Here is a 15004-nt window from a genome sequence, read left to right as displayed (position 1 = left end):
ATGAGCAAATGGTCTGAGGACGATGTGATTACCATGGCGCACGGTAGCGGCGGCCTGGCGATGCAACAGCTGCTCGATACCCTGTTTTTACCGCTGTTTGACAATCCGGCGCTCAACGCCCGTGAAGATCAGGCGCGTCTGCCACTGTGCGGCTTCAACCAGCTGGGCGATCGGCTGGCCTTCACTACCGACAGCTACGTGATCGATCCTATCTTCTTCCCCGGCGGTAACATCGGTAAGCTGGCGGTCTGCGGCACGGCCAACGATCTGGCGGTCAGCGGCGCCTATCCCAAGTTTCTCTCCTGCGGCTTCATCCTGGAAGAAGGGCTGCCGCTGCGCGATCTGGAGCAGGTGGTACAGAGCATGGCCCAGACGGCACGCGACGCCGGGATCCAGATCGTCACCGGCGATACCAAGGTGGTGCAGCGCGGCGCGGCGGATAAGATCTTTATCAATACCGCCGGCATCGGCGCTATTCCGGCGGACATCCGCTGGGCGGCCGCCGAGATCCAGCCGGGCGATCGTCTGATCGTCAGCGGCACCCTGGGCGATCACGGCGCCACCATCCTCAATCTGCGGGAAAAGCTGGGGCTGGAGGCCGAGCTGAGCAGCGACTGCGCCGTGCTGGCGCCGCTGATCGCGCCGCTACGCAACATCCCAGGCGTACGCGCCCTGCGCGATGCCACCCGCGGCGGCGTTACCGCCATTCTGCATGAGTTTGCCCAGGCCAGCGGCTGCGGCATGGATGTCGACGAGAAGTCGCTGCCGGTAAAAGACGCGGTGCGCGGGATCTGCGAGCTGCTGGGGCTGGAGCCGCTCAACTTCGCCAACGAGGGCAAGCTGGTGCTGGCCGTCGCGCCCGAGGCGGAGCAGGCAGTGCTGGATTGCCTGCATGCCCACCCGCTGGGGGCAGATGCCGCCACCATCGGCGTCGCCACCGATCGGCGTCAGGTGCGTCTGGTCGGCCTGTTCGGCGCGGCGCGTCTGCTCGACCTGCCGCACAGCGAACCGCTGCCGCGCATCTGCTGATAGCGGCTCAACACCGGGCATCTCCGCCCGGTGTTTTCCCCCTGAATATCAGGCGGGAACGTTGCCGCCCCAGCGGGCAAACAGCACCTCATGCAGCGGACGGCTGTCCTGCATGGCATGATACAGGGTGTCATACAGCGACTGAATTTTTTCCAGGTAGTGCTCCAGCACGCCATCGCGGTCGCGGTTGCTAACCCGGCCATCCAGGACCCCCTCGTCGTCAAAGGTCGCCCGTCCCAGCTCGACAAAGCGATCCTCATCGCCGCCGCTCAGCCGCAGGCCGTACTGAATGGTCTTGCTGTAAAACTCCCCGGCCAGACGGATCTCCACCATAAAGTGGTCAAACACGGTAAAGTTGACGCTGTCGCCGTCACCGCAGCTGAACTCATGGAAAATCTTCAGCCGGGAAGAGGTGGTCGCCTTGATCAGGCTGCTTTTATAGGTCGCCCACTGCGCCATCAGCTTCTCATTCTTATTATGGATAAATAGCGACTTCTCAGTTAGTTCGCTGACCTTCATAGTAATTACTCCACCATACTCCAGAGATTGCGCGCATCGCGATGTGATGCGCCGTGCGGCCGGCGCGCAGTCTATATCACCGCCCGTCGGTCACCAAAATAAGCAGGATACGTGCCAGTTTTAATTATTAATTATTTGTATGATGTTTTACAGGAAATTAGTAACTTAAATAACGTATTTCAGCGCAGATGATGCGTTTATCGCCAGAGGGAATGCCGCGCGGCGTGCGGTCCCCCCAAAACGACGGCGGCATCGACACTAATGTCGATGCCGCCGTGACACCACTGGCGACGCCTGACGCTACGGGGTGGCGTCGTGGGCCGAGATCCCCAGGCGCTGCATGCGCGAAATCAGCGTCGTACGCTTCAGCCCCAGGCGAACCGCCGCACCGCGCGGCCCGGCGACGATACCGTTGCATTCGCGCAGCACCTGCAGGATGCGCTCTCGCTCGCTCTGCTCCCCCGGCGCCGGCGACGCGAGTGCCATCGGCGCCTGACCCGGCATACTGCGGCTGGCCAGCGGCGGAGAAAGATGATACTGCAGCTCATCCAGCGGCAGATTCAGCACCGGGCCACGGCTCAGGATCACCGCCCGCTCGATAATATTCTCCAGCTCACGCACGTTGCCCGGCCAGGGCAGCTGGCTCAGCACGCGGATGGTCTCCGTTGGAATGCTGTCGATAGTGCGGTTCATCCGCTTGGCTATCTTGCGCGTGAAGAACTTAACCAGCAGCGGGATATCCTCGGGGCGCTCCCGCAGCGGTGGAATCACGATAGGAAAAACGTTGAGCCGGTAGTAGAGATCGCTGCGGTACTGGCGATCCTGCACCATCTGCTTCAGATCGCGGTTGGTGGCGGCGATCAGTCGCACGTCCACCGGGATCACCCGGCTGCCGCCCAGACGCTCGATCTCGCGCTCCTGCAGCACCCGCAGCAGCTTGGGCTGCAGCTCCAGCGGAATATCCCCGACCTCGTCCAGAAACAGCGTGCCGTGGTTGGCCAGTTCAAAGCGCCCCATGCGCAGGGCGCTGGCGCCGGTAAAGGCCCCCTTCTCGTGGCCGAACAGATCGCTCTCCAGAAGGCCGCTGGGAATGGCGGCGCAGTTCATCTTGACCATCCGCTTCTGATTACGCAGGCTGAGGTTATGGATCGCCTGCGCGATCAGCTCCTTACCGGTGCCGGTCTCCCCCAGGATCAGCACGCTGCAGTCGCTGGCCGCCACCATCTCTACCTGCTCCAGCACGCTGCGCATCGCCTCGCTCTGGCCGACAATCTCGCCAAAATCGCCCTCCTGGCGGATGCACTCCGTCAGATAGCGGTTCTCATGCACCAGGCTGTCCTTCAGGCGTGAAATCTCGCCGTAGGCCAGCGCATTATCGACGGCAATGGCGATGCGGGCGGCGATCTGACGCAGCAGCTTCAGGTTACGCTGATTAAAGACCCCCGCCTGACACTGGGCCAGCTTCAGCACCCCCAGCACCTTATTGCCAAAGATCAGCGGCAGCTGGCAGACGGTACGGTTGCCAAAGCTCAGCATCTGCGCCAGCTGACGATCCTGCGGCGCTAGGCGGGCGGAGTCGGAGAGATCCATCAACAACAGGGTCTTATCCTGGATCACCCGCTGGGCCAGCGAGCCGGCCAGCGGCAGCAGCTTTTGCTCACGCAGCACCGCCTTACCGTTCTGATAGCCGGTGATATAGGACTTAAGGCGCTCGTCGCCCTGCTCGATCAGCGACAGCCCGATGTAGTCGATGCCGAAGAAGCGGTGGATCTCCTTGGAAACCTCGGCCGCCAGCGCATCCATCTCCAGCTTGGAGGTCACCGCGTTGGTCACGTCCACCAAAATACGGAAGTGGTCGCGCTCCCGGCGCAGCAGCTCCTCCTGCTGCTGAAACTGCTCCCGCTCCAGCAGACGCTCAAAGATCTGCGCCACGATCTCAGCCAGCGGCGCCGCCAGCGCCAGCTCTCCCTCACTGAAGGCATCGGCTCGATACTTAATGAATTCGATACCGCCCAGACGCTGCCGATCCGTGGTCAGCGGCAGCTGGCAATAGGCCGTAATCCCGGCATAGTGCGGCAGCGTGGCGACGGCGGCGAAGTCAGTGCAGAAATCGGCGCCCGAGCAGCAGACCGGACGCTGTTCGGTCCAGACCCGCCCGCCTGGGCCATCGGCCAGCAGGACATCGCCGTCCTGAATCACTCGATCCTGCTGCGGATCGTAGCGATACAGGGTGATGCGGTTATGCAGCGGATCCAAGCGCAGGATATTGACGCGATCGAAGCGGATCGCGGAGAAGGAGAGCTGATGCAGGGCACGCATCAGCTCGAGAAGCGAACGCTGAGCCAGCAGACTCTGCGTCGCCTGATGCAACAAATCCTGCCAGATCGGCTCCAGGCGCGATAACGAACAGGTTTTCGTGCTATTCATACTCGACTGTATCCCATGGCTGTAACGGTGCGTGGCGTCGACGCTGAGCCAGAAATGGGGGGGCGGGACGCAAAGGCCCTGTGACACCGATCCGACGGTGCGGCGCTCCCATTTCTGGCGCGCGTCACGCAGCGGGGCCTGAGGCCCGGCGCTGCGTGACTCACGGCGTATCGGGGGTGACGCATCTTGCCGCTCGCGCCTTGCTCCGGGCCAATATGATCGCCGCTGCCGCCCCGCTACGGGAAACGCCCCAACCCAATCTCGCAGTAAGAAATCAGGCCGCTGAGTGTAGGCGATCCGCTCTGGGGGAAATATGATCTAATTAGTTAAATAACGTTATTGTTGGCCTATGAAACATAAGGCAACAATTTAATATGTTTAATTTGAGAGCAATAGCGCAGAACAACGCCTGAAATCATTATACCTGCTCCAGCGCCAATAGCTCATCCATTCGCTGACGACGACGGATCAGCCGGACCCTATCCCCCTCCACCAGCACCTCCGGCAGCAGCGGACGACTATTATAGTTGGAAGACATCGAGGCGCCGTAGGCGCCGGTATCGTGAAACACCAGCCAGTCTCCCACCTGCGCCGCCGGCAGCGCGCACGAGGTCACCTTTCCCCCCTCGCGCTGGGTAAACACATCGCCCGACTCGCACAGCGGCCCCCCACCACCGTTTCGATACACGGCGTCGCGACGTCGCGCCCGTCCTGTGGCAGCAGTGAGATATGGTGATGGCTACCGTACATCGCCGGACGCATCAGATCGTTAAACCCGGCGTCTGCCAGGACAAAGTGGCGCTGTCCCATCGACTTCACCGCCCGCACCTGCGCCAGCAGCACGCCGGACTGCGCCACCAGATAGCGTCCCGGCTCAATCTCCAGACCCACCGGATGCCCCAGATGTGCGGCGATACGCCGCCGCGCGGCATCCCACAGCCCATAGTAGTGCCTGACATCCACCGCGGCGTCGCCGTCGCGGTAGGGGATGCTGAGCCCCCCGCCGGCGGAAATCGCCCGGATATCACGCCCCAGCGCAATCGCCTGGTTGGCCAGCGTATCGCAGACCCGAGCCAGGTGGTCGTAATCCACGCCGGAGCCAATGTGCATATGCAGGCCGACCAGACGCAGGCCATAGGTATCGATCAGGGCCAGCGCCTGTGCCAAATCCTGATGCCAGATGCCGTGCTTGCTGTTTTCTCCGCCGGTATTAGTCTTCTGGCTGTGGCCATGGCCAAAGCCTGGATTAATGCGCAGCCAGACCGGATGCCCGGATGCCCGACGGCCCAGCTGACGCAGCATGTCGCAGGATCCCGCGTTAACCGTGATCCCCAGCGCGCAGATCCGATCCAGCGTCGCCTCATCGATCACGTCGGCGGTAAAAACGATCTCCTCATCGTCGCCGCCCGGGCGAAACCCCGCCACCAGCGCCCGCTCAATCTCCCCCAGCGATACCGCATCCACCTTCACACCGGCCTGACGCATCAGGCGCAGAATATGCAGGTTAGAGCAGGCTTTCTGCGCGAAGCGAATGGTGTCGAAGGCGCGCAGGGAGGAAATCTGGCGTTCGATCAGCGCAGCGTCATAAACCCACAACGGCGTACCAAAGCGGCCCGGCAGAGAGGAGAGCAGCGTGTCATTCAGGGCATAACCGGCCTGATTCAGAGGATAGGGCATGGCAAAAGACTCCGGAAAAATCAGCATTCCCCTTTATGTAACAGCGCGCAGAGCGAATAAAAAATATCTATTTGTCACGAGTCTATTCATTTATGATATAGAATCAGCCCGTTTCCTGTACAGCCACGCGCCGCCGGAGCCCGCCATGCACCGCATTTCCCTGCGTCAGGTCGCCATCTTTCATGCCGTGATGACCAGCGGCAACCTCACCGAGGCCGCCGCGCAGCTGCACACCTCTCAGCCGACCGTCAGCCGCGAACTGGCCCGCTTTGAGCAGCTGCTGGCGCTAAAGCTGTTCGAGCGGGTGCGCGGTCGTCTGCGGCCAACCGCCCAGGGGCTGCAGCTGTTTGAAGAGGTGAAGCGCGCCTACTATGGCCTTGAGCGTATCGAGGATGCCGCCAGCCAGATCCGCCAGTTTCGCCGGGCCACGCTGGATATCGTCTGTCTGCCGGCATTTTCCCAGTCCCTGCTGCCGCAGGTCTGCCGCCGCTTTCTCGCCCCCTATCCGGAGGTCAGCCTTACCATTACCCCACAGGAGTCCCCCCTGCTGGAGGAGTGGCTGTCGGCCCAGCGCTACGATCTGGGGCTGACGGAAGAGTGCAGCACGCCGCCGGGCTGCGAGCGCCACGCCCTGGCGACGCTGAATGAGGTCTGCGTACTGCCGGACGACCACCCGCTGCTGCGCCACGCCATCCTGACCCCGGCGCACTTTGCGGCGCAGCCCTATATCAGCCTGTCGGCCGGCGATAGCTATCGCCATACCTTGGATGCCCTGTTTCAACGGGCCGGGGTCGCACGCCGGATGGTGGCAGAAACCCACAGCGCCGCCGCCGTCTGCGCCCTAGTGCGTCAGGGCATCGGGCTCTCCATCGTCAATCCGCTGACCGCGCTGGACTTCGCCGGCCGCGGGCTGGCGTGGCGTCCCTTCAGCGTAGCCGTCCCCTTTACCGTCAGCCTGATCCGCCCCCGCCACCGCCCCGGCTCCGCCGCCGTAGAGACCTTTATCGCCTCGCTGCAGGAGGAGATCACGGCCGTCGCCGGGCTGCTGCGGGCGCCCCACGCCAATAACGAAAAAAATTGAAAGCGAAAGATCATTTATTGCACAATATCACCTCGGAAAAAGCTTTCGTTTTGATTTTTATAAAACAAAACATATGCAATAACATGATTTATAGTTATTTATCTATTAATCACGACGCTTTCGATTGCATGCGGTGCTATTTTCGGCGCGCGACAATCCCCCCCGGCACCGCGGCGGCTCACCACGAAAATCCCCCCTTAACCTTCGCGATTTCCGTCCAGCGCTCGCACATTAACGCCTTTAAAAACCGTATGCTATGCGGTAATACCTGTTAAGTACCTCACAGTTTTTTTATCCCTCATCCCCCCCTTCGTCACGCTGTGGTGCATTTAGTGTGATCTTGCTTTTATTTCCATAACTTTCGTTAATTTATGATTTGAGCTGCACAAAAAGTATAAATAAGATGTGTAAAAACCAAACGAAAGAAAACGCAAAAATAAAGAAGGGGGGTTTGATGTCCGTTACTCGCAGGAGCTTTCTGAAAGGATTGGCCGCCGGAGGTGCAGCCATCTCTGCGCCGGCCGCCCTCGCCGCCACGCTGGGGCAGGAGCAGGGAAAAGGCGCCCAGGCCAGACCGGCGGATGCGCCGAATCTGCTGATCGTGTTTCCCGACGAATTCCGCGCCCAGGCGCTGCAGTTTATGGGACAGGACCCCTCGCTGACGCCGAATTTGAACACCTTCGCCAAGCAGTCTCGCGTGATGCGCCAGGCCGTATCCAACTACCCGCTATGCACGCCATTTCGCGGCATGCTGATGACCGGGCAGTACCCGATCCGCAACGGCATCACCGGCAACGCGCATGACTTTGGCGGCAAGGTCGGGATTGAGCTATCGCGCTACGCCCAGTGCTGGTCAGACGTACTGAAAAAGCTGGACTACAGCACCGGCTACATCGGCAAATGGCATCTGGACGCTCCCCAGGCCCCCTTTATCGAGAGCTACAACAACCCGATGGAAGGGCGCTACTGGAACGACTGGACCGCCCCGGATCGTCGCCATGGCTTTGACTTCTGGTACTCCTACGGCACCTACGATCTGCATATGCGCCCGATGTACTGGGGCAATAATACGCCGCGCGAATCGCCGATGTATGTCGATCAGTGGAGCGCCGAACACGAAGCCGACATGGCCATTAAATTCCTGCGCAATGAGAAAGGCAGCTTCCGCGCCGCCGACAAGCCGTTCGCGCTGGTGGTGTCCATGAACCCGCCGCACTCCCCCTACGATCAGGTACCACAAAAATACTTAGACCGCTTCCCGGGCAAGAGCTCGCGCGATCTCAACACCCGCCCTAACGTCGACTGGCAGGCCAACTACCAGGAGGGCTATGGCCCGCAGTACTTCAAGGAGTATATGGCGATGGTCAACGGGGTCGATGAACAGTTTGGCCGTATTCTGGCCGAGCTGGACAAGCAGGGGCTGGCGGAGAACACCCTGGTGGTGTTCTTCTCCGATCACGGCTGCTGCCTGGGCGCCAACGGTCAGCCGACCAAGAACGTTCCCTATGAAGAGGCGATGCGTATCCCGATGATGTTCCGCCTGCCGGGCAAGATTGCCCCGGGCAGCGATGATGCGCTGATGTCGGCGCCGGACATCTACCCGACCATCCTCGGTCTGATGGGGCTGGAGCAGTGGATCCCCGGCACGGTCGAGGGCAGCAACCTGGCAGCGCGTATCACCCACGGCAAGGGCGAAACGGCCAGCTCTCAGCTATACCTGTTTGTCCCCTACGGCGAGCCCTCCTTCGGCCGCCGCGGCGTACGCACGGCCAGCCACACTCTGGTTATCGATCGCCAAGATGGCCAGCCGCTGAAATATACCCTGTACGATAATGTTAACGATCCCTATCAGATGAAGAATATTGCCTCTGGCAATGACGCTCTGATTAAAAAAATCACCGATGAAGAATTAATTCCATGGCTGGAAAAAACCGGTGACTCCTGGCGCCCGGTCGAATTTACCACCGCCACCACCAATAAACTGAACAAAAAAGTGGCCGAGTGCGCTAAAGCCAGCTAACGCCACCCATCGTACGTATTTCCCCCGCATCCTTACTGTCGGCGCTGTCGACAGTAAGGGCGGTGTTTGGTTTGCGTTCGAAAATAATCATAACAATACCAGCAAAAGCATTAATTCATCACGGTTGTTATTATCGTAAGGAATGCTATGAACAAGCACAATCAATTACTTCTGGGATCGCTTATTGCGCTGTCGCTGACCTCCCTGAGCACGCAGGCGGCCAATATTAACACTATATTTTCTTGGGAAACCGCCGATTATGATACGCCGGCGAACTACTCGGGTTACCGCTTAGATATCAATATTAACCCAACCAAATCCAATTGGTATTTTGATGCCGGACTACGTCAGCGTGAAGCCGATAATAACAGCCGCTATCAGCGTCTGGATCTCCAGGCTGGCTATCGTTACAAGATCAATAATGGTTGGGTTCAGCCCAGCTTCAAGGTGCGTCAGGACACAACCACGTATGACAACGGTAACCGTATTACCGTTGACTTCTACAGCACCAAGACATCCTATTACTATAACCTCTCCAACAGCTGGGCGCTGGCGGGCAGCGGCATGTTCAGCATGGAGAAGAAGGAGAACCTGGCAAAGGGACTGACCACCAATACCGACTATCTCTCCTGGGAGCTAGAGCCAGGCATCCGCTACTTTATCACCCCGAATATCAACACCACCGTCGCCTATTTTCAAAGTGGCAAACACGCCAATAAGCAAAATGAGTTTGCAACCCGTGAACTCCAGCGTAACCAGCAGGTGCGTGTGTATTTAAACTGGAACACCCCCATCGGCTTAGTCATTTCACCCTCAACCCGTCAGTCGGTATTCAGCGAAATTACCGAGCGCAACGCTCTGGGTGATGTGATCAAGAAGGATATGTCACGCTACACACTGCAACTGGCTTACCCAATTAATAACCAGTGGCGTGTCATGACTGAGTATTATCACGAAAAAATCAAAACCAAAGATAGCGATAAGAAAACCGAGTACGACTACTTTAAGGTCGCCGTACGCGCGAGTTTCTAATTCATTAATAAATTTTGCCAACGCCGAGGTTATCACGTGAATAAATACCAGCATCTTTTCCTTTATACCGCCATTATCTCTGCACTCTACAATACTGCCTGGGCGGCAGATTGCGATCCTGCCAGCGATATCTGCGATACCATGATCATTGGCGGGAGTGGCGCGACGCTAAATAAAAATATTGTCGTCAATGCTCCGGACACCCCCGCGATACTGGTTGCAGCTGGCACCACGGTCACCGGCAATGTCTATATCAACGGCGCCAACGTTATCAGTGAACAGGGCACCGCCATTCAGGTCGACGGGAGTTTCACTCCCGGGCGTATCTTCAGTGTCAAAGGCGGTGCGACCGTTCAAGGTGGCAATGGCATCGCCATGGACTTTCGTCAAGCCAGCGGTCCGATGCGTGCAGACATCGTCGACGGCAGCACTATTATCGGCGATATCCTGGGCAACGGTAACGCCGAAAAAGGTAACAAGATCAACTTTGCCCTTAACAACAGTACCGCCATCTTCAACGGTAACAATATCAGCGGGTTTAATACGATCGAAAACTGGGGCACGCTGACCATAATCGGACAAGACAGCACCATCCACTTCGGCGGAACCTTTGTAAACCAGAAAGGCAGTAATCTGCTCTTTCAGCTCAACGACCGGACCAACCTGGATGAGGCCATACTGCGGGTCGACAAGCTCTCTCTCCATAAGGAGGGCAGCACCGTCAGCATGGGCTACAACGGCAGTAATATTTCGAACATTATCAATAAAGATATCATCCTGATCGAGGCCACCGGGGGCATCACCAACCCCGACAAGGTCACTATCACCGGCACGGATGGCGCCAAGTTCGACATCTCCCCGCTGCTGACCCAGACCAACTCCTGGATAGAGCCCTCTCCACCGCAGATGAACGGCGGCGTCAGCGGCAATCAGCTGATCGTCAACTACGGCGTCAGCTACGGCGGCGCCTCGGCCAACGCGCTGCGCACCACCGCCTTTATCGTCCCCAACGTACTCAGCGAATTTAACGGTACCCACAGCGCCGCCTCTGACCAGGCGCTGGCGCTGCTGGTCTCCGCCGGCAGCAATGCCGAAGCCATCGCGACGCTGGCCAACCAGATGACCCCCAACGGCGACGGCAGTGAGATCCGCGCCGCCAACCAGCTGGTCGGCGACATGCGGAACAATATCGCCCAGCGCCAGCTCGGCTACCTGGGTCAACTGCCGCTGCAGGAGCGTGACAGCGGCTGGAACCTGTGGGTCAATACCCTGTACGGCCACGGCACCCAGAGCGGCAATGACTACGCCACCGGCTTTCGCATGAACCGCTACGGCATCAGCCTGGGCGCCGATCAGGAGATCGACGATAGCGCCATGCTCGGCTTCGCCCTCGGCTATAGCCATAGCCAGGCCGATAGCCGCGGCGTGACCCAGAGCAAACGCATCGATGCGGTCGAGCTGATGCCCTACCTCGGCTGGCGCAGCGGCATGCTATTCGCCGACGGTAACCTCAACATCGGCTATCTGCGCGTCAACAGCGAGCGTCATATCGGCGGCGACAGCGGCTGGCAGGGCGAAACCCAGGCCAACGGTGACTATACCGGCATCCAGGCGGGCTACCAGCTCAACGCGGGCCTGAATCTGGAGCTGGGCGCCCTGCACCTGCGCCCGATGCTCACCTACCAGTACCAGTGGCTCAACTTTGACTCCTGGCGTGAAAACGGCTCCATCCTCTCCCTGAGCAGCAGCAGCCAGAAATACAGCCTGAACCACCTGGGCGGCGGCCTGAGCGCCTGGGCGCAGTACGCCACCGGCTGGGGCACGCTGACGCCATCGATGCAGGTCAGCTATCTGCACGATCTCGACGGCGACCGCCGTATCCGCCAGCAGCATGCGCTGGTCTCCATCACCAACGGCGGCTCGACCTTTGAGACCGTTGGCGCCCGGGTGGGCGGCAATCAGCTGCGCGTCGATGCCAGCGCGCGCATGGATATCAGCGAATCGCTCAACCTGGGGATCGGTCTGGGCTATAACCGTGATGACCGCTACGGCGAAGGCGTTATCGGCCTGACCCTGGGCAATCGTTTCTAATCGGCGCACTTGGGAAAGGGAATCTACCATGTTATCCATGCATCGCACCCTGCTGGCGGCCTCCATCGCCGCCCTGCTACTCAACGCGGCGGCCACGGCGGCCCCGGACGCCAACGCCCGCGATCGCGCCGAGATGATGCGCTCGCAGATCTACAGCTTTGATCAGCCGGAAGATCTCCGTGACATCACCACCACATCCGGCTCGCGCGTCGCCCTGAGCGATAAGCGCGCCATCATGGGGGAACGGGCGCTGGTCTGGGACTGGCAGCGCGGCGGCAGCCTGCTGCTGCGCCACGCCATGAATATTCCAACGGATGCCCAGGTCTCCAAGATTTGGGGACGGGCCGCCACGCCGGTCCTCTCCTTCTGGATCTATAACGAGCATCCCATCGATGGCGTCCTGACCGTCGATCTTGGCAATGGCCTGAACGGCACCAATGAGGCCGACGCCGGCACCCAGGTCAAGCTGAACTTCCGCGGCTGGCGCGCCGTCGGCGTCTCGCTGAACAACGATCTGGCCAACCGGGAGATGAGCGGCGCCGGCGTACGCAGCGACGAGGACGCGGCGGAGCCCAGCGTGGGCCGCACCCTCGGCGATCGCATCGACACCATTCGCTTCCGAGCGCCGTCCGGCGAGAAGTCAGGCCGCCTGTTCATTGACCGGGTGATGATCTCGGTGGATGACGCACGCTATCAATGGTCTGACTACCATGTCAAAACCCGCTATACCGAGCCGGAGATCCAGTTCCATCGCGCCACGCCGACGCTGGCGATGACACCCGCCAGCCAGGCCGGCGTCGAGTTGATCCGCCAGCGCCTGATCGACGAATTCGTCAACGGCCCGCAGGACAGCACCCTGAAAGCCGAGGCGGATCTGGGCAAACTGCGCGCCGCCTTCGACGCCCTGCAGATCCGCCAGGCCGCCGACGGCACCCTCAGCGGCCGCCACCTGATCACCGATAAACAGAAGATCCTTTACCAGCCGGAGCACCTGAGCGCGCAGGATAAGGCCAAGTTCGATCGCTACGTCATCCTAGGCGACTACACCACGCTGATGTTCAACATCAGCCACGCCTATCGTCAAAGCCGCGATCCTGCCGTGCAGCGCCAGCTGGCCGATATGTATCTGCTGATGACCCGTCACCTGCTCGACCAGGGCTTCGCCCAGGGCAGCGGTCTGGTCACCACCCACCACTGGGGCTACAGCGCCCGCTGGTGGTACATCTCGGCGCTGCTGATGACCCCGGTGCTGGATCAGGCCAAGCTAACGCAGCCGGTCTACGACGCCCTGCTGTGGTACTCACGCGAGTTTAAGGCTAGCTTCGACATGAAGGTCGGGCCCGAGAGCAGCAACCTGGACTACTTCAATACCCTGTCGCGCCAGCATCTGGCCCTGCTGCTGCTGGAGCCCGACCCGCAGCAGCGTATCGACCTGCTAAACAGCTTCAGCCATTACATCAGCGATGCTCTGGCCCAGACGCCGCCGGGCAGTAACGACGGCCTGCGTCCCGACGGCACCGCCTGGCGCCATGAGGGGAACTACCCGGGCTACTCCTTCCCGGCGTTCAAGAATGCGGCCCAGCTGGCCTATCTGCTACGCGGCACCCCCTTCGCCCTGCAGCAGGACGGGCTGGACAAGCTCAAACAGGCCATGGTGGCCGCCTGGATCTACAGCAACCCGCAGACCGGTATCTCGCTGGCCGGGCACCACCCGTTTAACTCCCCCTCGCTGGAGAGTCTGACCAACGCCTATTACTGGCTGGCCATGTCCTACGGCAAACGGCCTGACGCCACCCTAGCCGCCATCTACCTGCGCCTGGCGAATAAGACGGCGGCGGATGCGAAGACCCTGTTCGGCGAGCCCCTTCAACCGGCGGCACTGCCGCAGGGGTTCTATGCCTTCAACGGCGGCGCCTTCGGCATTCATCGCTGGCGCGACAAGATGGTGACCCTGAAGGCGTTTAACAGCAACGTCTGGTCCTCTGAGATCTACCTTAAGGACAACCGCTATGGCCGCTACCAGAGCCACGGCGTCGTCCAGATCGTCTCTCACGGCCCGCAGGAGGAGCAGGGCTACCGCCAGGCGGGATGGGACTGGAACCGCATGCCGGGGGCGACCACGCTGCACCTGCCGCTGGAGGCGCTCAACAGCCCGAATCGCCACACCCTGATGCAGCGCGGTGCTCACCCATTCAGCGGCGCCTCGTCGCTGGATGGCCGCTACGGCATGCTGGCCTTCGATCTGCGTCCGATGCGTGATCAGCCCAGCTTCGATCAGGCGTTGAGCGCGCTGAAAAGCGTCCTGGCCGTTGATGACCGCCTGATCATGGTCGGCAGCGATCTGAACAGCAGCGACGGTAAACACGCGCTGGAGACCACCTTGTTCCAGCTGGCCAACGCCCCGGGGCGCGACAGCGCCATCTGGGTCAACGGTCAGCGTATCGACGCAGCCGCCTGGCAGGGCAACCTGCAGAACGGCGACTGGCTGATCGACGCCGATGGCAACGGCTACCTGCTGGTGCAGGGGCCGACGGCAGAGGTGCGCCGCCAGCTGCAGCGCTCCGCCGATAATAAGAGCATGGCCCCGACGGAGGGGGAGTTCAGCGTCGCCTGGCTCAATCACGGTACGGCGGTCAAGAACGGCACCTATCAGTACCTGGTAGTGCTTGACGCCACGCCGCAGCGCATGCGCGAGCTGGCGCAGCAGCTGAAGCCGGGGAATGCACCCTTCACGGTTATCCGCAGCCGGGATGGCGTACACGTGATCCGCGACAACGCCAGCCAGGTCACCGGCTATGCCTTTTACCGGGCGCAAACCCTGAAGGAGGGGCCGGTGATCGGCGTCAACCGCCCGGCCATCGTGATGACCCGGCCGCAGGACGGCGGCCTGGTGCTCAGTGCCGTGACGCCGGATCTGAACATGACGCGCCAGAAGGCGGCGAAACCGGTCACGATCGAGGTCACCCTGCGGGGACGCTGGCAGCCTGCCACGCCGGTCGACGGGATCGCCTGCGCCACGCGCGGCGACGAAACCCGCCTGCGGTTCAGCATCGACTTCGGCATTCCACAGCAGATTGCGTTGAAGAAAATGCCCTAACCGGATCGCGGACGGGGCCTCCCGTCCGCAC

8 protein-coding genes and 1 pseudogene are annotated in these 15004 nt (G+C 60.7%); 6 read left to right on the top strand and 3 right to left on the bottom strand.

Going from position 1 to position 15004, the window contains the following annotated elements:
• On the top strand, positions 1-1029 hold the full coding sequence (hypE, locus tag QY76_RS05760) for a hydrogenase expression/formation protein HypE (protein WP_045426750.1): 1029 nt from the start codon (positions 1-3) through the stop codon (positions 1027-1029).
• Between the two features lie 48 nt (positions 1030-1077).
• On the opposite strand, the gene hycA is transcribed toward hypE, so the two are convergent.
• The 3 genes and pseudogenes from hycA to lysA form a co-directional block, all read right to left on the bottom strand.
• Complete coding sequence (gene hycA, locus QY76_RS05755) at positions 1078-1548, bottom strand: formate hydrogenlyase regulator HycA (protein ID WP_034164671.1); 471 nt, start codon at positions 1546-1548, stop codon at positions 1078-1080.
• Positions 1549-1848: 300 nt separating this feature from the next.
• Positions 1849-3975 (bottom strand): formate hydrogenlyase transcriptional activator FlhA, encoded by a 2127-nt coding sequence (gene flhA, locus QY76_RS05750; protein WP_081854107.1) that lies wholly within the window; start codon positions 3973-3975, stop codon positions 1849-1851.
• A gap of 418 nt (positions 3976-4393) precedes the next feature.
• Positions 4394-5652, bottom strand: a pseudogene (lysA, locus tag QY76_RS05745) (diaminopimelate decarboxylase).
• Between the two features lie 145 nt (positions 5653-5797).
• On the opposite strand from lysA, the gene QY76_RS05740 reads away from it, so the two are divergent.
• From QY76_RS05740 to QY76_RS05720, 5 genes are all read left to right on the top strand, one after another.
• The gene (locus tag QY76_RS05740) at positions 5798-6733 is read left to right on the top strand and encodes a LysR family transcriptional regulator (RefSeq protein ID WP_045426747.1); all 936 of its coding nucleotides are present in this window, start codon (positions 5798-5800) and stop codon (positions 6731-6733) included.
• A gap of 454 nt (positions 6734-7187) precedes the next feature.
• Entirely contained in the window at positions 7188-8753 is a 1566-nt protein-coding gene (locus tag QY76_RS05735) for a sulfatase (RefSeq protein WP_034164673.1), read from the top strand.
• Positions 8754-8900: 147 nt separating this feature from the next.
• On the top strand, positions 8901-9785 hold the full coding sequence (locus QY76_RS05730) for an OmpG porin family protein (RefSeq protein WP_034164675.1): 885 nt from the start codon (positions 8901-8903) through the stop codon (positions 9783-9785).
• A 36-nt stretch (positions 9786-9821) separates the two neighbouring features.
• Positions 9822-11876: an autotransporter outer membrane beta-barrel domain-containing protein gene (locus QY76_RS05725; RefSeq protein WP_045426744.1), complete on the top strand. Its 2055-nt coding sequence runs from the start codon at positions 9822-9824 to the stop codon at positions 11874-11876.
• Between the two features lie 28 nt (positions 11877-11904).
• Positions 11905-14973 (top strand): chondroitinase family polysaccharide lyase, encoded by a 3069-nt coding sequence (locus QY76_RS05720; protein ID WP_045426742.1) that lies wholly within the window; start codon positions 11905-11907, stop codon positions 14971-14973.
• Positions 14974-15004: the final 31 nt, after the last annotated feature.

This window comes from Edwardsiella sp. EA181011 (assembly GCF_000800725.1).
Classification (GTDB): Bacteria; Pseudomonadota; Gammaproteobacteria; order Enterobacterales; family Enterobacteriaceae; genus Edwardsiella; species Edwardsiella anguillarum.
Note: the sequence above shows the minus strand (reverse complement) of the source record. Positions and strands in the feature narration are given on the sequence as shown.

Coding starts and splice junctions, on each gene's coding strand:
- hypE (WP_045426750.1), top strand. CDS start 1: ATGAGCAAATGGTCTGAGGACGATGTGATTACCATGGCGCACGGTAGC.
- hycA (WP_034164671.1), bottom strand. CDS start 1,548: ATGAAGGTCAGCGAACTAACTGAGAAGTCGCTATTTATCCATAATAAG.
- flhA (WP_081854107.1), bottom strand. CDS start 3,975: ATGAATAGCACGAAAACCTGTTCGTTATCGCGCCTGGAGCCGATCTGG.
- QY76_RS05740 (WP_045426747.1), top strand. CDS start 5,798: ATGCACCGCATTTCCCTGCGTCAGGTCGCCATCTTTCATGCCGTGATG.
- QY76_RS05735 (WP_034164673.1), top strand. CDS start 7,188: ATGTCCGTTACTCGCAGGAGCTTTCTGAAAGGATTGGCCGCCGGAGGT.
- QY76_RS05730 (WP_034164675.1), top strand. CDS start 8,901: ATGAACAAGCACAATCAATTACTTCTGGGATCGCTTATTGCGCTGTCG.
- QY76_RS05720 (WP_045426742.1), top strand. CDS start 11,905: ATGTTATCCATGCATCGCACCCTGCTGGCGGCCTCCATCGCCGCCCTG.